The sequence below is a fragment of the Hymenobacter sp. NBH84 genome, assembly GCF_014217645.1.
Taxonomy (GTDB): Bacteria; Bacteroidota; Bacteroidia; order Cytophagales; family Hymenobacteraceae; genus Hymenobacter; species Hymenobacter profundi.
This window is the reverse complement of sequence record NZ_CP043644.1, coordinates 1,600,646-1,622,422: the sequence shown is the minus strand read 5'-3', so window position 1 is coordinate 1,622,422 and position 21,777 is coordinate 1,600,646. Positions and strand designations below refer to the sequence as shown.

The following is a 21,777-nucleotide window of genomic DNA, read 5'->3' as shown; positions in this document are numbered from 1 at the left end:
GAACGAAATACCCTCGTCAGGGCTTCAAGCCCTGACGAGGGTAGCCGGCTACCGGTGCTGCTCGTATTGCTTGCTTTCCAGCACCTGCTCTAGCCTTTGTCGCGCCTCAGAAGGTAGGGAGGCAAACGCTTCTATACGAAGCGCCTCCGCCAGTTGCTCCGCCGTTCGGATCCCCACAACAGCTGATGCTACCCCCGGCGCCTCCAGAACAAAGCGCGCAGCAACCTGCGCCGCGGAGACATTCAGTTCGCTGGCCGTAGCCCGAACGGCCGTAGCCATGGCGCCTACCTCTTTCGCCGAATACCCCAAATAGTCTTTCGCGGGCTTATCCAGCAGCAGTCCTTGCGCGTAGCTGCCGCGCACCAGCACACTAATAGAATGCTCGTGTAGCAGCTTCAGGGTTTCTTCCTCCGGCCGCCGGTCGAGGAGGCTGTATTGGGTCATCACGCTCACCATGGCAGACCGCTTCACGTACTCGCGGATGACATTGGGGCGAATAGACGAAATGCCGTAGTAGCGAATTTTGCCTTCTTGTTGCAGTTGCTCAAAGGCCGCGATAGTATCGTCGAGGGGGTCGTCGAGGGTACCGCCGTGGAGCTGGTAGAGGTCGATGTAGTCGGTTTGGAGGCGGCGCAGGCTCTGCTCTACAGCCTGTAGGATGTAGGCTTTGCTGGCATTCCAGGCGGTGCTGCCGTCGGGTAGTAGTTGGTTGCCGACCTTTGTGGCCAGCAGCACATTGGAGCGCCGCCCTTTAAAGGCTTTGCCGACGGAAACTTCATTTTCGCCTTTTTGGTAGAGGTCGGCCGTATCAAAGTAGTTGATGCCCTGGTCGAACGCCTGGTGCAGCAGGCGGGCGTTGGCGGCGTGGTCGTCTTGCAAAGACATGCAGCCGTAGCTGATTTCGCTGGCCTGTAAGTCGGATTTTCCTAGTTGGTTGTATTTCATGCGGAGGTGTTTGGTATTAGAGACGCAGGTTTGCGCCACGGCGTTACGGCACAGGCAATAGGAGTGCAACCCGTAACAGGAAATCAGACGGAGGCACCTTCTATTTCTAGTTTAGTTTCCCTTTGGTTCGCGCCTGAACAACACAACGTCTGTGTTTGTAGTATAGCAGACAATTGGCCGCTAATCTTTCCTGCTTACCGGTAATTCTTTAGCTTCGCCCCGGAACCCACCTCTAACCACTACTTATGGCAGAGTCTGCTGAGATTATTCTCGAAGGGAAATCATTTTCTTTCCCCACTATTGAAGGCACTGAGCATGAAAAGGCAATTGACATTGCTAAGCTCCGCGACCAAACCGGCTACGTCACTATTGATCCGGGCTACAAGAACACCGGTGCCACGAAGAGCGCCATCACGTTCCTCGACGGCGAGGAAGGCATTCTGCGCTACCGCGGCTACCCCATCGAGCAACTGGCTGAGCAGTCGAGCTTCCTGGAAGTGGCCTATCTGCTGATTTATGGCTCCCTACCCACCCAGAGCGAGCTAGATGCATTCAGCAACCGTATCACCAAGCACACGCTGGTGCACGAGGACATCCGCAAGATCTTCTCCGGCTTCCCCAGCAGCACGCACCCCATGGCCATCCTCAGCAGCATCACCTGTGCGCTGACTGGTTTCTACCCTGAGAGCATTGACCCCAACCAGACCAAGGAGCAGGTAGACCTGACCATTGTGCGCTTGCTGGCCAAAATGCCCACCATTGCGGCCTGGACTTACAAAAACTCCATCGGGCACCCGCTTAGCTACCCCCGCAACGACCTCGACTACTGCGCCAACTTCCTCCACATGATGTTTGGCTACCCCACGGAGAAGTACGAGGTGAACCCGGTGGTGGTGCGCGCCCTCAACAAGCTGCTCATCCTGCACGCCGACCATGAGCAGAACTGCTCTACGTCTACCGTGCGCCTAGTAGGCTCGTCCAACGCGTCGCTCTACGGCTCGGTTTCGGCTGGTATCAACGCCCTGTGGGGCCCGCTGCACGGCGGCGCCAACCAAGAGGTGATTGAGATGCTGGAGGCCATTGAGCGCGATGGTGGCGACACTAGCAAGTTCATTGCGAAGGCCAAGGACAAGGAAGACCCCTTCCGCCTGATGGGCTTCGGCCACCGCGTGTACAAGAACTTCGACCCGCGCGCCAAGATCATCAAGAAGGCTGCCGATGAGGTGTTGCAGGAACTGGGCGTTACGAATAGCCCCCTGCTGAAAATCGCCAAGGAGCTGGAAGAAGCCGCCCTCACCGACCAGTATTTCGTTGATCGTAAGCTCTATCCGAACGTTGACTTCTACTCGGGCATCATCTACAAAGCCCTGGGTATTCCGTCGGAAATGTTCACGGTGCTGTTTGCCCTGGGCCGCCTACCCGGCTGGATTGCCCAGTGGAAAGAGATGCGCGAGAACAAGGAGCCCATCGGCCGTCCGCGCCAGATCTATGTGGGCGAGCGGGAGCGCGACTACGTTGGCATCGAGCAGCGCTAAGCTGCCTCTTATTACCCGCTACACAAAAAGCCCGCTTTACAGCGGGCTTTTTTCGTGTACTCCAGTGAAGTAGCTGTTGTATCAATAGCAGGCGATTAACGTAGATTCACGGCTGTCATCGACGCTTTGGCTTCTCTGTAGGCAACCATCTGGCGGGGCCACAGGATAGCGGCCAAATCCCACTCGTAGTGGTCCTGGATTTCGGCCATCTGCTTGTCAACGGCTTCTGCATCCATGGTGCGCTGTTTTTTCAGGGTTTCCACGGCCGTCAGCATCTGCAGGTTCAGTCGCTTCACTTTCAGGTACTGGCCTTCGTTGAGGTGCGTTTTAGCCGCAATCTGCTGGGTCATGGTTTTGGCACGAGTTGCCAGAGGCGAATCGCCGGGACCACCAGCTACTACAGAAGTCGTGCTGAACAGAGCGAATACGGCGAGCAGAATGTAGGATTTCGTTTTCATGGTTGATACTGGGTAGAAGATGGAAAGATGAACTGTATTACAGGAATGAGACAATGGAAAAAGTTAACTGGTGGCAGCACTGGCGATACATAGACCGGCTAGTGAGGCAAAACATAATTATAATCGAATATAATACTATTTATCAATAAAGTGCAACATAAACTTATTATATTTTTCTGCTAACTATCACTTAACTAATTTACAGATGCATTCCTATTCGTTTTTGCATTGCTCAACTCCGCGCTGATAGAAGTAGAAACGCATGATAATTGTATTGCTACCGTAAGAGGGACGACGAAGAATTGTCTTTTCAGCTCAGCGAAGCTACTCGGCGCGGAAGGCCATACGAGTATTTTCGAGGTGACGGTAGATCTGCTGCTGGGCAGGATACAGTAGGGCCAGCATCTCGCTTTCGTATTGCGCCTGCATAGCCGAAGCGTTTTCATCCAGCGCCGATATAGTAGTGCTACCATCCTGTTTAAGCGCTTCCATCTCCGTAAGCCACCGAACATTCAGTTGCTTTAACTTTAGATACTGGCCTTCATCGAGGCGCATCTTGGTGGCCATGGCCCGAGTGAGTACTACCGCCCGCTGCTGAATAGTAGCTTTTTCATCGGGTTCTTGATGGCTCCCCTTAGCCAGGCTGCTTGAGTACAATCCTAGTAGCAAGGCGGCGGTTAAGTATGCTTTTTTCATGCTCGTGGTAAGTGAAAGAGTGAAAATGAACGGATACAACTATGTATTGACATTGTGTTTCATCTGGCTAAATCCTATTTTCAATGGATAATCAGCCTTGTGGAACGGTACAAACGTATTGGCTAAATTTTAACTTAAAAAAGATATTGTAGTATTTAAATAACTGATAACTTGCACTAAACTTATACAACATACTTATTCCCAGCTACCTGTTCAGCGCCTGAAAAAGGAATACTACAATCATAAAAAAAGCCAATAGCGGAGGCTATTGGCTTAGGTGTCGAACGAGTAGTGAGCTACAATAGCCGGAACTCGATGCGGCGGTTCTGCTGGCGGTGTGCTTCTGAATCGTTGGCGACTAAGGGACGGGTTTCGCCATAACCTTTGAAGCGCAGGCGGGTAGCCTTCACGCCGTGCTCGCTTAGGTAATCATATACGGCCTTGGCGCGGTTTTGCGAGAGCACCATGTTGTCGGCATCAGCGCCTACATCATCGGTATGGCCGGAAATCTCCACCTGCACCTCCTGATACTGCTGCATAAACTGAATCAGCCGGTTCAACTCAGTGCGCGACTTGGGCTTCAGCTCGTACTTATTGGTATCAAAAAACAAGTTATTGAGCACGATGGTGCGCCCGGCCCGCACGGGCTCTAGGTAGATGTCAAGCGTGAGCGGGTCGAAGCTGCGCTTGTCAGTGTAATCGAAACTTAGGCTTTTGAGCAGGTATTTATCGGCCACGGCGTACATGGCGTACTGCCTACCCTCGTTCAGCACCACCGTGTAGTCGCCCTGCTCGGGGTCGGAGGTCACATATTGTGTGAGCTGGTCGGTATTGAGGTCGTAGAGCTGCACATCGGCCTTTAGCGGCTTTTTCGTGATGGCATCGAACACCCTACCTTGCGTGTAGGTGCTGGTTTCCTGCGCCTGCACCGACTGCGGCACCTCGAAGCTATACAGCTCTACCGGCCGGTTGCGCACTTTGGTTACGCCCGGCTCCGAAGTGCGCGAGCGGGAGCAGAAGCCCCGGCGGTTGTCGGAGGAAATAAACAGCGAGGCTTCGTTCTCAAAGGTATTGAGCGGGTAGCCCAGGTTCTGCGGCACGCCCCACTTGCCATCGGGCTGCACGGCACTACGGAACACGTCCAAGCCGCCCATGCCTACCAGCCCATCCGTCACGTAGTAGAGCGTGGTGCCCGAGGCGTGAATAAAAGGCGCCATATCCTGGCCCGGCGTATTCACGGGGGCACCCAAGTTGCGGGCGGGGCTCCAGGAGCCGTCGTCTTGCTGGGTGGTCACGTAGATGTCTTCCTTGCCCAGGCCGCCGCGCCGGTCGGAGGTGAAGTAGAGCGTGCGCCCATCGGCCGAAAGCGAAGCCTGCGAATCCCAGTAGGGCGAGTTGACGCTGCGGCCCATATTCTGGGGCTTGCTCCAGGTGTTGCCCGTGCGCCGCGAGATGTACAGGTCGCAGGAGCCGACGGACCCGGGCCGGTCGCAGGAGGTGAATACCAGCGTCTTACCATCACCGGAAATCGTAGCCGCACCCTCATTGTAAGGTGTATTGATGGCCGGTGATATCGATACCGGCTCACTCAACGACCCATCCTTGCTCTGTTTGGAAATCAGGATATCCTCGAAACTATCATCTGATGCGCTGGCTCGGGCCGTGAACACCAGAAAGCGGTTGTCGGCTGTCAGCACCGGGAAATACTGAAAGTAAAACGTATTCAGCGGCTCGCCGAGGCGCTCAGGCTGCTTGCCGGTGGGGTTGGCTATAGCCTTCAGGGCAAACTCGCAGTTGAGTAGTTGCTGCTGTGCCCGCGCCGTATTGCGCTGCCCTTTTGGCCCTACCTTCAGGTACTTGGTGTAGCCATCGGCTGCGGTTTTGTAATCGCCCATACTCAGGGCCAGTTCGCCCAGCGTGAAGTAGCTGTTGGCCTGCCCGGCGGCCACCGGTAACTTGCTCAGTCCGTCGCGGTAGGCTTCGTAGGCACCCTGGTTTTCGCCCATTGCCTTCAACAGAGAGCCGCGTAGTACATACGGCTCGCCTAAGGAAGGAAACTTCTCATTGAGCACTTGCAGCGTTTCTAGTGCCTTGTTAAAATCGCGGGCTTTGGCTTGCTGCTGCGCTTTATCCCATAGGCCGCGCGCTTTGGTATTGGTAGTGGCCAGGGTTACCTGCGCGGAACTTGACAGAGGCAACGCCAGCACAAACGCCAACAATGAAGCAGGAAAGGAGAAGCGCATGGAAGGAGAAAGGGTGGGCTAGACCAGAAGATCGGCTAAGGAATATCGAGGTACTTATGCGTTTGCAACGACACCTGCCAGCGCGGATTGGCCTTCACGTAATCGATAATAAGCGGGGTTATGGCCGCGGCTTTGCTCCACTCGGGTTGCAAATATAAGCGGCAGTTCTCCCCCACCTGCGCGGCGTGTTCTTCAGCCCATTTAAAATCAGACTTATTGAATACTACCACTTTAAGCTCGTGGGCTTCAGCCAGCACTTGAGGTAGAGGCGCTTTGAATTTCTTGGGCGAAACACAGATCCAGTCCCAGCGGCCGGAAAGCGGGTAGGCGCCGGAGGTTTCAATCCAGGTCTGGCAGCCGGCTTCTTGCAGGGAGCTGGTGAGCTGGGTGAGGTCGTGCATGAGCGGCTCGCCACCGGTAATCACGGCGTTGCGGCCGGGGTAGGATGTGACGGCAGCTACCATATCGGCAATGGCCACGCGCGGGTGTGCCTCGGCATCCCAAGACTCTTTCACATCGCACCACACGCAGCCCACGTCGCAGCCGCCCAGGCGGAGGAAGTACGCAGCGCGGCCCGTGTTGTAGCCCTCGCCCTGAATCGTGTAGAAATGCTCCATCAGAGGCAGCGTGGCCGCCCCTGTGCTATCGGCCATTAGGCCAGTTGCAACGGGAAGTTGATGTAACAAAACAGTCGGCAAAAAAGGTATCGGGCCTTAGGAAAGGCGCTGGGTACCATGGCACCCAAAAACCCTGCCTAAAGCCCGACTTTAAAGATACTAGTAAAGCTTCAAACCGCGAAAATGGCGGTTTGGTTCTGGTTTTTTACCGCGGGTACACCTCGCCTTTCGCGGCGCGTAGCGTGTTCAGCAGCAGCATAGCAATGGTCATGGGGCCTACCCCACCCGGCACCGGCGTGATGTAGCTGGTTAGCGGCGCTACCTCAGTGAAATTCACGTCGCCCTTCAGCACGAAGCCTGACTTGCGGCTGGCGTCCTCTACCCGCGTAGTGCCCACGTCAATCACCACCGCGCCTGGCTTCACCATGTCGCCGGTTACGAACTCTGGGCGGCCTAGGGCAGCCACCACAATATCGGCCTGGCGCGTGATTTCAGCTAGGTTTGTCGTGCGTGAGTGGCATAAAGTAACCGTGCAGTTACCGGGCTCTAAGTTCTTAGCCAGCAATATACTAACCGGCGTACCTACTATATTAGAGCGGCCAATCACCACACAATGCTTGCCACTGGTTTTAATGCCATAGCGCTTCAGCAGCTCCACGATGCCCGAGGGGGTAGCCGGCAGCAAAGCCGGTAGTCCCGCCACCATACGGCCCAGGTTCATGGGGTGAAAGCCGTCTACGTCCTTTTCGGGGCGAACTGCCTCAATCACCTTCTCCGCATTGATATGCTTGGGTAGGGGTAGCTGCACGATGAACCCATCGATTTCGGGGTCCTGATTCAGCTCCTCTACCTTCGCCAGCAGTTCTGCCTCTGTGATAGTGTCTTCGTAGCGCAGCAGGGTGCTGCCGTAGCCTACCCGCTCGCAGGCCAGCACTTTGTTGCGCACGTAGGTCTCGGAGCCGCCGTCGTGGCCGACGAGGATGGCCGCCAAGTGAGGCACCTTTTGGCCAGCGGCTTTCAGCTGCGCTACTTCGGCGGCAATTTCAACTTTGATGTCCTCGGCGGTTTTCTTACCGTCGATGAGTTGGTAGGTAGCAGCTTCGGGGGCTGGGGTCATATTAATGCGGGTTTACTCTTGGTCGGTTTTGGCCTTGTTTTCGTGGGCAGCAATGGCAGCGTTACCGGCTTCCGTGAGGGCTTTTTCCATAGCGGGCCAATCGTCGCGCCACCGGAACTTACGCTCCTGGCCTTTGATGATTTTTTCCAGTTGCTCCTGGCTTTTGCAGTTCTTGGTGATGTTCTCAGACATGGGATGGATGTGTAATCATACAACGCCGTGTCAAGAAGTGTATGAGGTGAAAAATACAGGGGCCAACAAAAAGCGCGGCCCCTGTCGGAGCCGCGCTTTCGGGCATTAGTCAATCTTTAATACGGCCAGGAAAGCTTCCTGAGGGATTTCTACGGAGCCCACTTGGCGCATCCGCTTTTTGCCCTCTTTCTGCTTTTCGAGCAGCTTACGCTTACGCGAGATGTCGCCGCCGTAGCACTTGGCAATTACGTTTTTGCGCAGGGCTTTCACCGTTTCGCGGGCTACGATTTTCTGGCCGATAGAGGCTTGAATAGCAATTTCGAACTGCTGGCGGGGTAGTAGCTCGCGCAGCTTTTCGCAGAGGCGCTTGCCCCACTCGTAGCTCTTGCTACGGTGCACGATGGCCGACAAGGCGTCGACCTTCTCGCCGTTCAGCATGATATCCAGCTTCACCATGTCCGACTCGCGGAAGCCAATCAGCTCGTAGTCGAGCGAGGCATAACCGCGCGAAATGGTCTTAAGCTTGTCGAAGAAGTCGAACACGATTTCCGACAGCGGCAGCTCGAAGGTCATCTCTACCCGCTCAGACGTCAGGTAGCTTTGGCCTTTGATGATGCCACGCTTCTCCATGCACAGCGTGATGATAGAGCCTACATAGTCGGCGGCCGTAATGATCTGGGCCTTGATGAACGGCTCCTCGATGAATTTCACCGTGTTCGGCTCAGGCATCTCGGAGGGCGCATTGATGATGTACTCCTGATCCTTGGTGCCGGTGGCGTGGAACTGCACCGAGGGCACGGTGGTAATTACCGTCATGTCGAACTCACGCTCCAGACGCTCCTGCACGATTTCCATGTGCAGCATACCCAGGAAGCCGCAACGGAAACCGAAGCCCAGGGCCGCGGAGGTTTCGGGCTCCCACACCAAGGCGGCGTCGTTGAGTTGGAGCTTTTCCATGCACGAACGCAGTTCCTCGTACTCGGTGGTATCCACGGGGTAGATACCAGCAAATACCATCGGCTTCACGTCCTCGAAGCCGTGAATGGCCTCTTTCGTGGGATTGATGACGTTGGTAATGGTGTCGCCTACCTTCACCTCGCGGGCTTCTTTAATGCCCGAAATTAGGTAGCCTACGTTGCCGGCCCGCATCTCGGGGCGGGGCTCCTGTTTGAGGCCCAAGATGCCGATTTCATCGGCGCCGTACTCCTTACCGGTAGCCATGAAGCGGAGCTTATCGCCCTTGCGCATGGTGCCGTTTTTGATGCGAAACAGCACCTCAATGCCCCGGTAGGAGTTGAACACCGAGTCAAAAATCAGGGCTTGCAGGGGTGCTTCGGGGTCACCTGCTGGGGCGGGAATCCGCTCGCAGATGGCATTCAGAATTTCCTCAATGCCAATACCAGCCTTGCCCGAGGCGTGGATGATTTCGTCCCGGTCGCAGCCAATCAGGTCCACAATCTCGTCCGACACCTCCTCCGGCATGGAGTGGGGCAGGTCAATTTTATTGAGGACCGGAATGATGGTCAGGTCGGAGCCAATGGCCAGGTAGAGGTTGCTAATCGTCTGCGCCTCAATCCCCTGCGACGAGTCCACGATCAGTAGCGCTCCTTCGCAGGCGGCAATGGAGCGCGATACTTCGTAGCTAAAATCGACGTGGCCGGGCGTATCAATCAGGTTGAGCGTGTAGGGCTCGCCCTTGTATTGATACTGCATCTGGATGGCGTGGCTCTTAATGGTGATGCCCCGCTCGCGCTCCAGGTCCATGTTATCGAGCAGTTGGGCCTGCATATCGCGCTGGGCCACGGTCTGGGTGAATTCCAGCAGACGGTCAGCTAGGGTGCTTTTGCCGTGGTCGATGTGGGCAATGATGCAGAAATTACGAATGTTCTTCACTAGAGGCGGTTTTTGCAACCACAAAGTTACGCAAACCGGCCCGCAAAAGCTAGCTACCAGCACAAGTCGCCCTGCTACCTCCAAGCTCGACCAAACGCGCCGGATGACCTCTGCGTTTAAAGAAAACCCTATCCTGCCTGTGGCAGCCCGCCGCGGCTAGGGTAGGTTCTGTTCATTTCCCTACCCCCTCCCCAACCATGAGCATCCAGGTAAACAAAAAAGCTGTGACGTATGCCAAGCAGCTGATCAAAGACGGCAAAATCAAGAACGACTCCGGCCACTGGAGCGAGCACAACCCCGACACGGCCGATGAAAACAAATTTCTCGAGAAGCACGAGATAGAAGAGTACGCCAAGTGGCACCTCGGCGAAGACACTAGCAAGGGCGAAGACACGAAAGGCCGTTATAAGTTTCCCTACGGCGACTTCAAGACTGTGCACCGCGACGGCCTGCTGGCGGCCAAGGAGCGCGCCGCCCAGCAAGGCTACCACGACATCGAAAAGGCTGCCGACGAGCTGGAAAAGGCGCTTGAAAAAGCTGCCAACAAATAAGTAAGCAGACACACAAACTACTCGGCGACTTTCGGAAATTCTGCGCATAAGTTCCGCGAGCTGCTGAGAGGTTTGTGAAAGTCGTCTGCTTCTCAAATCACTCTACAAAATTTGCGTCAACCTCGCCTGTCGAAGGACCTTTTGCGTTGTTAGGGTACTGCACACTCGTGTACCTACTTCTTTTATGACGCAAGCTACTCCTTTAGAAGACTATGGCCTGGTTGGCAACCTACACACGGTTGCGCTAGTATCGAACAGAGGCTCAATAGATTACCTTCCTTTCACCCGCTTCGACTCCCCTACCATCTTTGCCTCGCTGCTCGACGCTGAAAAGGGCGGACATTGGGCACTGACTCCCGCCGACGAAGGGGTGCAATCTAAACAACTCTACCTGCCTAACACGGGCGTGCTCCTAACGCGCTTCTACTTTAAAGGCGGCATTGCCGAGCTGACGGATTTCATGCCCATCAAGCACCAGGAACAGAACTGCGCCGTGGTGCGGATGCTGCGTGTCATCAAAGGCAGCATGACGTTTACTATGCACTGCTGCCCCCGTTTCGACTATGCCCGCGCGCCGCACGAGCTGGTGCAACAGGAGAATGACCTGCTTTTCCGCAGCACCGGCGAGAAGGACTTTCAGTTTCGTCTGCTTGGCGACCGGCCGCTTCAGCCTACCGGCACCGGCGACGCTACCGGCACCTGGACCCTGGAAGCCGGCGACACGGCCAGTTTTGTAATTGAAGCCACACCCGTTGACGACCCTTCTTTTATCGCCCGCGACCTGGCGCACTACACTGAAGGCGCTTTTCAGGATACGCTAACGTACTGGCGCGAGTGGATTGAAAGTAGTACCTACATTGGCCGTTGGCGCGAAACGGTGCTGCGCTCCGCTATTACGCTCAAGCTGCTCACCTCACTCCAATACGGCTCAACGGTAGCGGCGGCTACTTTCAGCCTGCCCGAGTGCGTGGGTGGTGCCCGCAACTGGGACTACCGCTTCACCTGGATTCGCGACGCGGCCTTTACCATGTATGCATTTCTGCGTCTGGGCTTTACCACCGAATCGAAAGCTTTTCTGCACTGGATTATGGAGCGGTGCAACCAGTTGAAAGACGCCGCCGACTTGCAGTTGATGTATGCCGTGGATGGCTCCACTGACCTACCCGAAAAGGAGCTATTGCACCTGGCCGGCTACCGCGATTCGCGTCCGGTGCGCATTGGTAATGGCGCCGCTCAGCAGTTTCAGCTTGACATCTACGGCGAGCTGCTTGACACGATTTACCTCTACAACAAGTACGGCGGGGCCATCACCTACGACTTCTGGAAACACGTGTCGCGGCTGGTGGATTTTGTGGCGGAGAACTGGCAGGAGGAGGACCACGGTATGTGGGAGGTGCGCGACGAGGAGCGCCAGTTCATTTCGGCCAAAATGATGTGCTGGGTAGCGCTGGACCGCGGCATTCAGATTGCCAACGACCGCTCGTTCCCGGCCCCGCTGGAAAAGTGGTACAAGGTGCGCGATGAGATTTACCAGGAAGTATTCACGAACTATTGGAGCGAGGAGAAACAAGCCTTTGTGCAGTATAAAGGCGGTGATGTGCTGGATGCCACGGTGCTGCTGCTCCCACTGGTGCGCATGTTTAGCCCAGCTGAGCCGCGCTGGCAGTCTACCATGCGCACCCTCGAAAAGGAGCTGATTATTGACTCGTTGATGTACCGCTACCACGCCGGCGGGGGTGCCTCCGATGGCCTGGAAGGAGAGGAAGGCACGTTCACGATGTGCTCGTTCTGGTACATCGAGAACCTGTCGCGGGCAGGCGATTTGGATAAGGCTACCCTGCTATTTGAGAAGCTACTGGGCTTCGCGAGTCCGCTGGGCCTCTACTCCGAGCAGATTGGAACGGCTGGCGAGCAGATCGGCAACTACCCGCAAGCCTTTACGCATCTGGCCCTTATCAGCGCCGCGTTCCAGCTCAACCGTGACCTGGACGAGCGCCACAGCGGCAAGACGCAACAGGGTCATTTGTTTGTAGGGTAGGAACCATTGCGTTGCTGTTGTGGTGTTGGACGTTTGGAACTACACAACTGAACTAACATCAGCAACTCCGATTATTTTGTATCCCTACTGCTAACTCTGACTTAGCATTTGCCTGAACAACTTCGGACAAATTCAACCTAAAAACTCCCGGCTGAAGCGCGTTGCTTCAGCCGGGAGTTTTGTTTTTGGGAGGGTAGCGTTGCAACGTTTGGGGTTTCCTTCTCACTCTACTGGCTACATCATTCTTCTTTACATGATAGCCTATCTCCTATTTCTTCCGCTTTCATCATTCTTCTTTCAGGGCCCTACCCCAGCCATTATCAATGCTGACACCAACGCCGCCGTGCCCTATGCCTCTGTGGGGGTGAAAGGCAAACCCATTGGAACGGTGGCTGATGCCCAGGGACATTTTAACCCGCAGCAACTGGCTGCCGCTGTGGCTAATGACACGGTAGTATTTTCTTGTGTGGGCTACCGGCCTTACAAAGTACTAGCTGCTGAGCTGACGCGTCACGCCACCATCAAACTGACGCCACAAGCCCAGACCCTCGGCGAAGTGCACGTGCGCGCCAATGGCTGGAAACGCCACCGCCTGGGCCGCGACGGTATTTGGGGCTTCACCTACTACAACTTTCACCTGTCTACCGACAAAAGCCCCGCCAGCATCCCTGGCTGTGAGGTAGGGACCATCCTGCACGTGAAACCAGGCAGCTACCTAGAAGATGCGCACGTGTATTTCGGAACCCGCAACTATAAGAATCTACGTTTCCGCCTCAACGTGCGCACGCTCGACGCCGAAGACCACCCGGCCGCCAGCCTGCTCACGCAAGACATTCAGTTTGCCGTACCCGACAATGCCCCCAAAGGCTGGCAACACATCAACCTGCAACCCTACCTGGTTTGCGTAGGTGACAACAAGCGCGTGGCCGTGACGCTGGAGTGGCTCGACGGCCTGGAAGCCCGCGACCGCGCCGACAAAAACCAGTGGAACGTACTGCTGATTCCGGCTGCTTTATCGGCTACGCACCGCATGGTATTCCGTGACAAATCCGAGGATTAATGGCACGTGCAACCCGTAAATCTGAGCTTGTATGTGACAGTAGCGAGTCCCCGTGACTAGGGAAGTATTAGACTGAAGACCGCACCCTTCCGTAGCCCAGGACTTCAGCTTTGAAAGCTAAAATGAACGGGGCCTATCGTCCCAGGACTGAAGCCTTCGGCTACGAAGTAGCAAGCAGCATACTATAATAGGTGGATGGCTGCTAGTGCCAGGTGCAATGCCACCGGGTAGGGACCCAGTCTACCTAGCCAGGCACAGCACCCGGTAGTCCGTCGGGGTGATGCCTTCCAGTTGCCGGAACATGCGCGTGAAGTAGTTCAGGTTGCTGAAGCCAGCCTTGAAGCATATTTCGGTGATGCTGAGCGCCGGGTTTTTCAGGCACTTCTTGGCTAGCCGCATGCGCTCTTTGATGATGTAGTCGATGGGCGACAGGCCAAACTCGTGCTTGAAGGCCCGGTAGAAATTGGGCTTGCTCATGTACACCTTCTCGCTCAGGTCGTCGACGCTGATTTTCTCCGCAATATTCTCCTTAATGTAGTGCAGAATGTGGGCAAACCGGTTTGAGGTAGCCAGCACGGCCACGTTGTGCTCCTTTTCGTGGAGACTTTGCACCTGCATGATGCGGAGCAGCAGCTCTTTCACCGTAAAATCGGCCAGAATATCCTTGTTGCGGGAGTCGCCGAACCCAATGCGCACCAATTTGTATAGCAGCGCCGTCACTTCTTCATCGTTGTAGAAGTAGTGCTGGTTGAAGCTAAAGGTCCACTTTTCGTCCTCCGTTTTGGGGTAGTGCTCGTTCAGATAGTTCACCGTGTCGATGATTTGCAGCCGGTCAATGGCCAGGGCCACGCACTGGGTAGGGTTCTCATCTGAGGCCTCCGGGAAATCAATCCTCATCTTCAAATTGGGTGGCACTACCATCGTATTACCGGGCAGGTAGTTAAACTTCTCCTGCTCCAACAGGTGCATCACCTTCTTGCCACGTAGCATATTGGTGAGCACCAGGTCGCTGTACGACTGCTCTACCTGCGCGCTTTGTATATAGGTTTCGAGCAGACTAATCTCATAGTTTTCCAGCGTTTGTACCCGCCGGTTGTCAATCAGGGTCGTAAGGTTCTGCGCGTTGGGCAGCGGGATGAGAGGAAGCAAATCAGGTACACGCATGGGTGAGTGGTCAGAATGTATCTGCCCTCGGGCAGCGATGCAAATGGAGGTAAAATATGCGGGCTACCTGGCAAAACGTAGCCCGCAGGTGGGGTTCGATAGGATACTGCTACCACTTGATACCATTCTGCCAGTATGGCCGTGCAGCCTGCCCTAGCTTTGCAGCATAGTATCCTGATTCGCTTTTCCAGCCGAGCGGTACTACCTGAGTAACCAGCTACGTAGCCGAATCCAAAACCTGCGGACCCCATGAGCAAGACACCTTCCGATGCGCTGAGCACAACCCTGCACAACCATCTAGAGCAGATCATCCGGGAAAATCAACAGCTAGCTGAAAAGCTTGATTTCGACCAGGTAGCTGCAATCCTTCCGCTCTTGCAACAGGCCAACCGGGTGTTTGTTGTGGGCGCTGGGCGCACCGGACTGGCCTTGAAAGCCGCCGCCATGCGCCTGATGCACCTCGGCCTGACGGTGTTTGTGGTAGGCGAAACCACTACCCCCGCCATCGGCAGCGGCGATGTACTGCTGGCCGGCTCCGGCTCGGGCACCACCAGCAGCATTGTGAAAGCAGCCGAAAAAGCAGCCGCAGCCGGCGCTCGGGTGGTAGCTATTTCCACTACTACCTCGTCGCCGCTGGCGGCGCTGGCTACGCATGTGGCCGTGCTGCCCGCCGCCCAGAAGCAGGACCACGGCGGCGAAATCTCGGCGCAATATGCCGGCAGCCTGTTCGAGCAAAGCGTTCTGCTGCTCCTCGATGCAATCTTCCAGACCCTATGGGGCTTGGATGGCACCCCGGCCGAAGAGCTGTGGAAGCGACATGCCAACCTAGAATAATTTCCTGGGGACACTCCTCCCCTTTTTCTCCTACCTAACACAAAATCAGACCCACAATCATGGCTAAATTACAAGTTGCAATTGACCTACTAAGCACCCAAGAGGCTTTGACCCTGGCTGGCAAAGTAGCGCCCTACGTTGATATCATTGAATTGGGCACGCCCCTGATCAAGAGCGAAGGCCTGGCCGTTATTACGGCCATGAAGCAAGCACACCCCGACAAACTCGTTTTTGCCGATTTCAAAAACCGCCGATACGGGTGAGCTGGAAGCGGACATGGCCTTCAAAGCCGGCGCTGACCTAGTAACCATCCTGGGTGCCGTAGACAACGCTACCATCGTAGGCGCTGTGAAAGCAGCCAAAGCGCACGGCAAAGGCGTGGTAGTAGACACTATTGGCGTGACCGACCGCGTGAAGCGGGCTCAGGAAGTAAGTGCGCTGGGCGTAGAATTCGTGGAGCTGCACGCCGGCCTCGACGAGCAGGCTCTGGAAGGTTACTCCATCCAGGTATTGATTGATGAGGCGAAGCGCGCCGGTGTACCTGTTTCCATTGCGGGCGGTGTTAACCTGAGCAATATTGCTGCCGTGAAGCAAGCTGGCGTAGCTGTTGCCGTTGCCGGTGGTGCTATCTATAGCGCCGCCGATCCGGCCGCTGCTGCCAAGGAGCTACGCGAAGCCCTCGACGCTGCCTAAGGCAGGTAGTCTCTTTGCTGCATCCGTAGTACACACGCCTCAATAGGCTATCGAAAAAGCTCCGGCCATTGGTCGGAGCTTTTTTTATTAGCTGTGCGCGAATGGATGGATGAGGCAGAAGCGCCTCCTGAACGTTGAGACTATTATCCACGTTTTGGCATTACGACCAAACGCGTATCTTTCTGCTATGCTACCTCTCTTCTCCGAACACAGCCTGGTTTTGCGCGGCCCGTACCTGGAAAAGATGACCGATGCGGAGTTTTTTGACTTCTGCCAGCAGCATCCGGAGTTGCGCATCGAGCGCACGGCCAACCACGAAATTGTTCTTATGTCGCCTACCGGCAGCCGCTCCGGCAAACGCAACGCCCGCTTGAATGGGCAGTTATACAACTGGTTTATTGACCATACAGAGCTAGGAGAGGTCTTTGACTCCAACACCGGTTTCACCCTACCCGATGGCTCCGTACTATCGCCGGATGCTTCCTGGGTTTCGGCGGCTAAGTGGAACGCCCTGACGACTGAGCAGCAGGATAAGTTCGCCCCTGTGTGCCCGGAGTTTGTGGTGGAGTTGAAATCGGCTACTGATTCGACTAAAACCCTGCAAGCGAAGATGCTTGACTGGCTCCGCAATGGGGCACAACTGGCCTGGCTGCTCGTACCCGAGACAGAAACCGCCTACCTCTACCGCCCCGGCCAGCCAGAGCCGGAGGTGGTACAAGGCTTTGATCATGAGCTTTCGGGCGAAGCAGTGCTACCAGGGTTCCGGCTGCGGCTGACGGAACTGCGGTGAAATAGGTTATCCTTACTGGTTTCACTACGCATCATTACTTCTTAAACCCAGCATATGGCTCTTATTATTGATAACCGGAATTTTCGGCTTGTAATAGCAAGTGATGTGAACCCACGCGATGGCTTGGGCTGGGAGTTGTGGGAGGGCCATACACTACTACTAGAGATATTCAGGCATGACGATTTGAAAAAGATAACATTCTCAACATTTCACCAGGGTATTGACATTCCCATTGAGGCTCTGGAATACATTTTAAACAATTTTAATACTACTGGTGGTAGAAACTTCATTGAGGACTTCGAAGAAGATTCATCTAATTCTGAATGAATAGTCTGCCTAATGCAAACTCGCACCACGCTCCGGCCCTCGCCAGGGCTTTTTTATGCGCATTGCAACGCTACGCTACCCGGCTGCACTCCCTTAGCTGTATCAATCAACGCTACAGCTTCATGCGCTTTACCCTATTAATCGGTTTTTCATTGATTTTATGTCGGCCTACCCTGCTGGTTGGCCAAACCTTGCAAGGGCAAGTGTACTACGATTCAACTGCTGCCCCCGTGCCGTTTGCTTCTGTTGGGGTGAAGGGCAAGGCTTTGGGAACCGTAGCAGATGCCCAAGGACGCTTCAGTTTCTCAGACTCGCCGGATCTTGCGGCGACGGATACCGTGGTGGTCACGTGCGTAGGCTACCAGCCGGCTCGACTGGTGGTACGTCAGTTACGGCAACAGCCCATAACTATCCGGTTGCGGAAGCAGCCGCAGACATTGCGCGAGGTAATGGTGCGCCACCAGCAACTAAAGCCACAGGTACTGGGACGCACCGGCACCAGCGGAATAGCCCACTGGGGTGTGAATAGTATCGTGGCGGATAGTACCCGCCGACGCGAAAAGCTCGGCTCGGAGTTCGGGACTTTCCTCACTTCCTCCCGTAATTGCTACGTAGACGATTTCAACGTGTACGTGGCTAGAAATCCGTTCCGGCAGGTCCGCCTGCGGCTGCTGTTCTACGCCGTCCGCAACAGCCGGCCGGCGGAGTTGTTGCTGCCCGCCGATATTCAACTGGTGCTTACCGAACAGCAGCACGGCTGGATTAGCGTCGATTTGAGGCCTTATAATCTGCAACTCAACAAAGGTCAAAAGATAGTAGTGGCGCTGCAATGGCTCGACGCGGTGGGAGAAACAGCTAGCTATGATTCCTTCGATGTTCCAGCGGCCTTCCCGACTCCCCTGCATCTGGTCTACACCCGGAATAAAAGCCAGGACCAGTGGAAATTCTACCCCGGACAGCCCAGCCTGTACCTGAATGTGCAGAGCTGGCGGTAGGGGCGCGTTGCACGCGCTCGTCGTTGCTGACGTTGTTAGGTAGCACGAGCTGAATGAGATAGCGCAGCACGGACGCTTGCACGCGCCCCCGCTGCCTATTTCGTACCTTAGCCTACCCAAACTACCCTACCCCACCCACTATGCAAACCACCCCCGTTGCTCCTTATAAGCCCCAAAACCACGTTCGCATCGTAACGGCTGCTGCCCTGTTCGATGGGCACGACGCGGCCATTAACATCATGCGACGCATCATCCAGAGCAGCGGCGCCGAAGTCATTCACCTGGGCCACAATCGCTCGGTGCAGGAAATCGTGGACTGCGCCATTCAGGAGGATGCGCAGGCCATTGCCATTACTTCCTACCAGGGCGGGCACAACGAGTACTTCAAGTACATGCACGACCTGCTGCACGAGCGCGGCGCGGGCCACGTAAAGATCTTTGGCGGCGGCGGCGGCGTGATTCTGCCCACGGAGATAGAGGAGCTGGAAGCCTACGGCATCGAGCGCATTTACTCGCCCGACCACGGCCGCGCTATGGGCCTACAGGGCATGATCAACGACCTACTCCAGCGCTCCGACTTCCCGACTGGCCAGCACCTCAACGGCGAAGTCGGCCACGTGAAGGAGAAAGACGCCCGCAGCATCGGCCGCCTGATTTCGGCCGCCGAAAACTTCCCGGAGGAGTATGAGCGGGTGAAGTCGCAGCTTATTTCCGACTTTCAGCAGAGCGAAAACGGAGTGGAGTCTCCCAACTCCCGAACTCCTACCCCTACAACCGCCTACCCTACAACCGCCCCCATTCTCGGCATTACCGGCACGGGCGGCGCGGGCAAGTCGAGCTTGGTGGATGAGCTGGTAAGGCGCTTCCTGCTCGATTTTCCGGAGAAGACCATTGCCATTATTTCCGTCGACCCCAGCAAGCGTAAGACCGGCGGCGCCCTACTCGGCGACCGGATTCGGATGAACGCCATCAACTCGCCGCGGGTGTATATGCGCAGCCTCGCTACCCGTCAGAGCAATCTGGCCCTCAGCAAGTACGTGCAGGACGCCGTGGACGTGGTGCGCGCCGCCGACTTCGACCTGATTATCCTTGAGACCTCGGGCATTGGGCAGTCGGACACGGAAATCACCGAGCACTCCGACGCCAGCCTCTACGTGATGACGCCCGAGTACGGCGCGGCCACCCAGCTGGAAAAAATTGACATGCTGGACTTTGCCGATGTCATCGCCCTCAACAAGTTCGACAAGCGCGGCGCCCTTGATGCTCTGCGCGACGTGCGCAAGCAATACCAGCGCAACCACCAGCAATGGGATGCGCCGCTGGACCAGATGCCGGTGTTCGGCACCATTGCCAGCCAGTTCAACGACCCCGGTATGAATCGCCTGTACCGGGCCGTGTTGCACGTGCTGGAAGAGAAAACGGGCGCTACCTTTGCCTCGCACCTGGAAACCCCGGTAGGGGAATCGGAGAAGATCTATATCATTCCGCCCCACCGCACGCGTTATCTTTCCGAAATAGCCGAAACCAACCGCCAATATGACCAGTGGGTCCACCAACAATCCGCAACTGCCCAGCAGCTTTTCGGACTTCAGCAAAGTGTCGACGCCGTCCGCAGCCTCGGGGCCGGAAGCCCTAGCGGAACCAGCGGGGGCAGCCCAGCCCTCGACGCCGGCGCACTCGTGGCCGGCCTGGAGGCCGCATTCGAGGAAATCAAGCTGCGGCTGGACGGGCAAAACTGGAAACTCCTGGAAACCTGGCCGCACAAGGTAGCCGCATACAAGGCTCCGGAGTTTGTATTTAAGGTGCGCGACAAGGAAATCCGCATCCAGACGCACACCCAGAGCCTCTCGGGCCAGCAGATTCCGAAGGTTTCCCTACCCCGCTACACGGCCTGGGGCGACTTGCTGCGCTGGCAGTTGCAGGAAAACGTGCCCGGCGAGTTTCCCTACACGGCCGGCGTGTTCCCGTTTAAGCGTGAGGGCGAAGACCCTACCCGCATGTTTGCGGGCGAAGGTGGCCCCGAGCGCACCAACCGGCGCTTCCACTACGTCAGCATGGGCCTACCCGCCAAGCGCCTGAGCACGGCCTTCGACTCGGTGACGCTCTACGGCGAAGACCCCGACCTGCGGCCCGATATCTACGGCAAAATCGGCAATGCCGGCGTGAGCATCGCCTGCCTCGACGACGCCAAGAAGCTCTACTCCGGCTTCAACCTAGCCAACCCCAGCACGTCGGTGTCGATGACCATTAACGGTCCGGCCGCCACGCTGGCGGCGTTCTTCATGAATGCGGCCATCGATCAGCAGTGCGAACTCTATATTAAGGAGAACGGGCTGGAAAGCGAGGTCGACACCAAAATCAACCAGCTCTACCAGGAGAAAAACCTGGAGCGACCTCGCTACCAAGGCGCTCTACCCGAAGGCAACGACGGCCTCGGCCTGATGCTGCTCGGCGTGACCGGCGACCAGGTCCTACCCGCCGACGTGTACGCCACCATCAAGGCGCGCACGCTCTCGCAGGTGCGCGGCACCGTGCAGGCCGACATTCTGAAGGAAGACCAGGCCCAGAACACCTGCATCTTCTCCACAGAGTTTGCCCTGCGCCTGATGGGCGACGTGCAGGAATACTTCATCACGGAAAAGGTGCGCAACTTCTACTCGGTGTCGATTTCGGGCTACCACATTGCCGAGGCGGGCGCCAACCCCATTACCCAGCTGGCCCTTACCCTCAGCAACGGCTTCACCTTTGTGGAGTACTACGTGAGCCGGGGCATGGACGTGAACGACTTCGCGCCCAACCTGTCGTTCTTCTTCTCCAACGGCATCGACCCTGAGTACGCCGTGATTGGCCGCGTGGCGCGCCGCATCTGGGCCAAGGCCATGAAGCTGAAGTACGGCGCCAACGCCCGCTCGCAGATGTTGAAGTACCACATCCAGACCAGCGGCCGCTCGCTGCACGCCCAGGAAATCGACTTCAACGATATCCGCACCACGTTGCAGGCGCTCTACGCCATCTACGACAACTGCAACTCCCTGCATACCAACGCCTACGACGAGGCCATCACCACGCCCACCGAGGAATCGGTGCGCCGGGCCATGGCCATCCAGCTCATCATCAACCGCGAGCTGGGCCTGGCCAAAAACGAAAACCCGCTGCAGGGTTCCTTCATCATCGAGGAGCTGACCGACCTGGTAGAAGAAGCCGTATTGGCCGAGTTTGACCGCATCACGGAGCGCGGCGGCGTGCTGGGTGCTATGGAAACCATGTACCAGCGCGGCAAGATTCAGGAGGAAAGCATGCACTATGAGATGCTCAAGCACACGGGCGAGTATCCCATCATCGGCGTGAACACCTTCCTCTCCTCCAAAGGCTCACCCACGGTCATCCCGGCCGAGGTAATCCGCGCCACGGAAGAGGAAAAGCAGTACCAAATCACGATGCTGCAAAACCTGCACGTCCGCAACCATGGCACCACCGAGCAGCGCCTGAAGCAGCTGCAACAGGTAGCCATTGCCAATGGAAACCTATTCGAGGAGCTAATAGAAACCGTGAAGTTCTGCTCGCTCGGGCAGATTACGAATGCGTTGTTTGAGGTAGGTGGGCAGTATAGAAGGAATATGTAGGAAGCG

Annotated in this window: 20 protein-coding genes; 11 read left to right on the top strand and 9 right to left on the bottom strand. The window is 56.3% G+C overall.

Annotated features, from left to right (window positions below):
* Positions 1-48: 48 nt before the first annotated feature.
* Positions 49-945 carry an aldo/keto reductase gene (locus tag F1C16_RS06730; protein ID WP_185283575.1) on the bottom strand — a complete coding sequence of 299 codons (897 nt, stop codon included), beginning with the start codon at positions 943-945 and terminating at the stop codon, positions 49-51.
* Positions 946-1,190: 245 nt separating this feature from the next.
* Between F1C16_RS06730 and F1C16_RS06725 the strand changes: the two genes are divergently transcribed.
* Positions 1,191-2,480 (top strand): citrate synthase, encoded by a 1,290-nt coding sequence (locus tag F1C16_RS06725; RefSeq protein WP_185283574.1) that lies wholly within the window; start codon positions 1,191-1,193, stop codon positions 2,478-2,480.
* Positions 2,481-2,575: 95 nt separating this feature from the next.
* On the opposite strand, the gene F1C16_RS06720 is transcribed toward F1C16_RS06725, so the two are convergent.
* From F1C16_RS06720 to lepA, 7 genes are all read right to left on the bottom strand, one after another.
* On the bottom strand, positions 2,576-2,938 hold the full coding sequence (locus F1C16_RS06720) for a hypothetical protein (protein ID WP_185283573.1): 363 nt from the start codon (positions 2,936-2,938) through the stop codon (positions 2,576-2,578).
* A 324-nt stretch (positions 2,939-3,262) separates the two neighbouring features.
* Entirely contained in the window at positions 3,263-3,634 is a 372-nt protein-coding gene (locus F1C16_RS06715) for a hypothetical protein (RefSeq protein ID WP_185283572.1), read from the bottom strand.
* A gap of 296 nt (positions 3,635-3,930) precedes the next feature.
* Entirely contained in the window at positions 3,931-5,877 is a 1,947-nt protein-coding gene (locus F1C16_RS06710) for an OmpA family protein (RefSeq protein WP_185283571.1), read from the bottom strand.
* A gap of 35 nt (positions 5,878-5,912) precedes the next feature.
* Positions 5,913-6,530, bottom strand: a complete 618-nt coding sequence (locus tag F1C16_RS06705) for a 7-carboxy-7-deazaguanine synthase QueE (protein ID WP_185284242.1) — start codon at positions 6,528-6,530, stop codon at positions 5,913-5,915.
* 169 nt (positions 6,531-6,699) lie between these two features.
* Positions 6,700-7,611, bottom strand: a complete 912-nt coding sequence (locus tag F1C16_RS06700; protein WP_185283570.1) for a bifunctional 5,10-methylenetetrahydrofolate dehydrogenase/5,10-methenyltetrahydrofolate cyclohydrolase — start codon at positions 7,609-7,611, stop codon at positions 6,700-6,702.
* A 12-nt stretch (positions 7,612-7,623) separates the two neighbouring features.
* The gene (locus F1C16_RS06695) at positions 7,624-7,803 is read right to left on the bottom strand and encodes a hypothetical protein (RefSeq protein WP_185283569.1); all 180 of its coding nucleotides are present in this window, start codon (positions 7,801-7,803) and stop codon (positions 7,624-7,626) included.
* 105 nt (positions 7,804-7,908) lie between these two features.
* Positions 7,909-9,696 (bottom strand): translation elongation factor 4, encoded by a 1,788-nt coding sequence (gene lepA / locus F1C16_RS06690; protein WP_185283568.1) that lies wholly within the window; start codon positions 9,694-9,696, stop codon positions 7,909-7,911.
* 197 nt (positions 9,697-9,893) lie between these two features.
* On the opposite strand from lepA, the gene F1C16_RS06685 reads away from it, so the two are divergent.
* The 3 genes from F1C16_RS06685 to F1C16_RS06675 all read left to right on the top strand — a co-directional run bounded on the left by F1C16_RS06685 (position 9,894) and on the right by F1C16_RS06675 (position 13,345).
* Entirely contained in the window at positions 9,894-10,247 is a 354-nt protein-coding gene (locus F1C16_RS06685) for a hypothetical protein (RefSeq protein WP_185283567.1), read from the top strand.
* 184 nt (positions 10,248-10,431) lie between these two features.
* Positions 10,432-12,285: a glycoside hydrolase family 15 protein gene (locus F1C16_RS06680; RefSeq protein ID WP_185283566.1), complete on the top strand. Its 1,854-nt coding sequence runs from the start codon at positions 10,432-10,434 to the stop codon at positions 12,283-12,285.
* A gap of 253 nt (positions 12,286-12,538) precedes the next feature.
* Positions 12,539-13,345, top strand: a complete 807-nt coding sequence (locus tag F1C16_RS06675; protein WP_185283565.1) for a carboxypeptidase-like regulatory domain-containing protein — start codon at positions 12,539-12,541, stop codon at positions 13,343-13,345.
* Positions 13,346-13,585: 240 nt separating this feature from the next.
* Here the strand turns inward: F1C16_RS06675 and F1C16_RS06670 are convergent, their stop codons facing one another.
* Positions 13,586-14,509: an AraC family transcriptional regulator gene (locus tag F1C16_RS06670; protein ID WP_185283564.1), complete on the bottom strand. Its 924-nt coding sequence runs from the start codon at positions 14,507-14,509 to the stop codon at positions 13,586-13,588.
* A 249-nt stretch (positions 14,510-14,758) separates the two neighbouring features.
* Between F1C16_RS06670 and hxlB the strand changes: the two genes are divergently transcribed.
* The 7 genes from hxlB to F1C16_RS06640 all read left to right on the top strand — a co-directional run bounded on the left by hxlB (position 14,759) and on the right by F1C16_RS06640 (position 21,771).
* Complete coding sequence (gene hxlB, locus F1C16_RS06665) at positions 14,759-15,343, top strand: 6-phospho-3-hexuloisomerase (RefSeq protein WP_185283563.1); 585 nt, start codon at positions 14,759-14,761, stop codon at positions 15,341-15,343.
* A gap of 59 nt (positions 15,344-15,402) precedes the next feature.
* On the top strand, positions 15,403-15,606 hold the full coding sequence (locus tag F1C16_RS22950) for an orotidine 5'-phosphate decarboxylase / HUMPS family protein (RefSeq protein WP_258049049.1): 204 nt from the start codon (positions 15,403-15,405) through the stop codon (positions 15,604-15,606).
* Positions 15,575-16,036, top strand: a complete 462-nt coding sequence (locus tag F1C16_RS06660; protein ID WP_258049048.1) for an orotidine 5'-phosphate decarboxylase / HUMPS family protein — start codon at positions 15,575-15,577, stop codon at positions 16,034-16,036. Before F1C16_RS22950 ends, F1C16_RS06660 begins: the two co-directional genes overlap by 32 nt.
* Before the next feature lie 187 nt (positions 16,037-16,223).
* Positions 16,224-16,826: a Uma2 family endonuclease gene (locus tag F1C16_RS06655; RefSeq protein WP_219733441.1), complete on the top strand. Its 603-nt coding sequence runs from the start codon at positions 16,224-16,226 to the stop codon at positions 16,824-16,826.
* A 54-nt stretch (positions 16,827-16,880) separates the two neighbouring features.
* The gene (locus F1C16_RS06650) at positions 16,881-17,153 is read left to right on the top strand and encodes a hypothetical protein (RefSeq protein WP_185283562.1); all 273 of its coding nucleotides are present in this window, start codon (positions 16,881-16,883) and stop codon (positions 17,151-17,153) included.
* A 122-nt stretch (positions 17,154-17,275) separates the two neighbouring features.
* The gene (locus tag F1C16_RS06645; protein ID WP_185283561.1) at positions 17,276-18,148 is read left to right on the top strand and encodes a carboxypeptidase-like regulatory domain-containing protein; all 873 of its coding nucleotides are present in this window, start codon (positions 17,276-17,278) and stop codon (positions 18,146-18,148) included.
* 140 nt (positions 18,149-18,288) lie between these two features.
* On the top strand, positions 18,289-21,771 hold the full coding sequence (locus F1C16_RS06640; protein ID WP_185283560.1) for a methylmalonyl-CoA mutase family protein: 3,483 nt from the start codon (positions 18,289-18,291) through the stop codon (positions 21,769-21,771).
* Positions 21,772-21,777 lie beyond the last annotated feature (6 nt).

What these genes read in the sequence shown, in the direction of transcription:
- F1C16_RS06720 (WP_185283573.1), bottom strand. Translation starts at nt 2,938, where the DNA reads ATGAAAACGAAATCCTACATTCTGCTCGCCGTATTCGCTCTGTTCAGC.
- F1C16_RS06715 (WP_185283572.1), bottom strand. Translation starts at nt 3,634, where the DNA reads ATGAAAAAAGCATACTTAACCGCCGCCTTGCTACTAGGATTGTACTCA.
- F1C16_RS06680 (WP_185283566.1), top strand. Translation starts at nt 10,432, where the DNA reads ATGACGCAAGCTACTCCTTTAGAAGACTATGGCCTGGTTGGCAACCTA.
- F1C16_RS06650 (WP_185283562.1), top strand. Translation starts at nt 16,881, where the DNA reads ATGGCTCTTATTATTGATAACCGGAATTTTCGGCTTGTAATAGCAAGT.
- hxlB (WP_185283563.1), top strand. Translation starts at nt 14,759, where the DNA reads ATGAGCAAGACACCTTCCGATGCGCTGAGCACAACCCTGCACAACCAT.
- F1C16_RS06705 (WP_185284242.1), bottom strand. Translation starts at nt 6,530, where the DNA reads ATGGCCGATAGCACAGGGGCGGCCACGCTGCCTCTGATGGAGCATTTC.
- F1C16_RS06645 (WP_185283561.1), top strand. Translation starts at nt 17,276, where the DNA reads ATGCGCTTTACCCTATTAATCGGTTTTTCATTGATTTTATGTCGGCCT.
- F1C16_RS06700 (WP_185283570.1), bottom strand. Translation starts at nt 7,611, where the DNA reads ATGACCCCAGCCCCCGAAGCTGCTACCTACCAACTCATCGACGGTAAG.
- F1C16_RS06640 (WP_185283560.1), top strand. Translation starts at nt 18,289, where the DNA reads ATGCAAACCACCCCCGTTGCTCCTTATAAGCCCCAAAACCACGTTCGC.
- F1C16_RS06675 (WP_185283565.1), top strand. Translation starts at nt 12,539, where the DNA reads ATGATAGCCTATCTCCTATTTCTTCCGCTTTCATCATTCTTCTTTCAG.
- F1C16_RS06730 (WP_185283575.1), bottom strand. Translation starts at nt 945, where the DNA reads ATGAAATACAACCAACTAGGAAAATCCGACTTACAGGCCAGCGAAATC.
- F1C16_RS06670 (WP_185283564.1), bottom strand. Translation starts at nt 14,509, where the DNA reads ATGCGTGTACCTGATTTGCTTCCTCTCATCCCGCTGCCCAACGCGCAG.
- F1C16_RS06725 (WP_185283574.1), top strand. Translation starts at nt 1,191, where the DNA reads ATGGCAGAGTCTGCTGAGATTATTCTCGAAGGGAAATCATTTTCTTTC.
- F1C16_RS06685 (WP_185283567.1), top strand. Translation starts at nt 9,894, where the DNA reads ATGAGCATCCAGGTAAACAAAAAAGCTGTGACGTATGCCAAGCAGCTG.
- F1C16_RS06710 (WP_185283571.1), bottom strand. Translation starts at nt 5,877, where the DNA reads ATGCGCTTCTCCTTTCCTGCTTCATTGTTGGCGTTTGTGCTGGCGTTG.
- F1C16_RS06695 (WP_185283569.1), bottom strand. Translation starts at nt 7,803, where the DNA reads ATGTCTGAGAACATCACCAAGAACTGCAAAAGCCAGGAGCAACTGGAA.
- F1C16_RS22950 (WP_258049049.1), top strand. Translation starts at nt 15,403, where the DNA reads ATGGCTAAATTACAAGTTGCAATTGACCTACTAAGCACCCAAGAGGCT.
- F1C16_RS06655 (WP_219733441.1), top strand. Translation starts at nt 16,224, where the DNA reads ATGCTACCTCTCTTCTCCGAACACAGCCTGGTTTTGCGCGGCCCGTAC.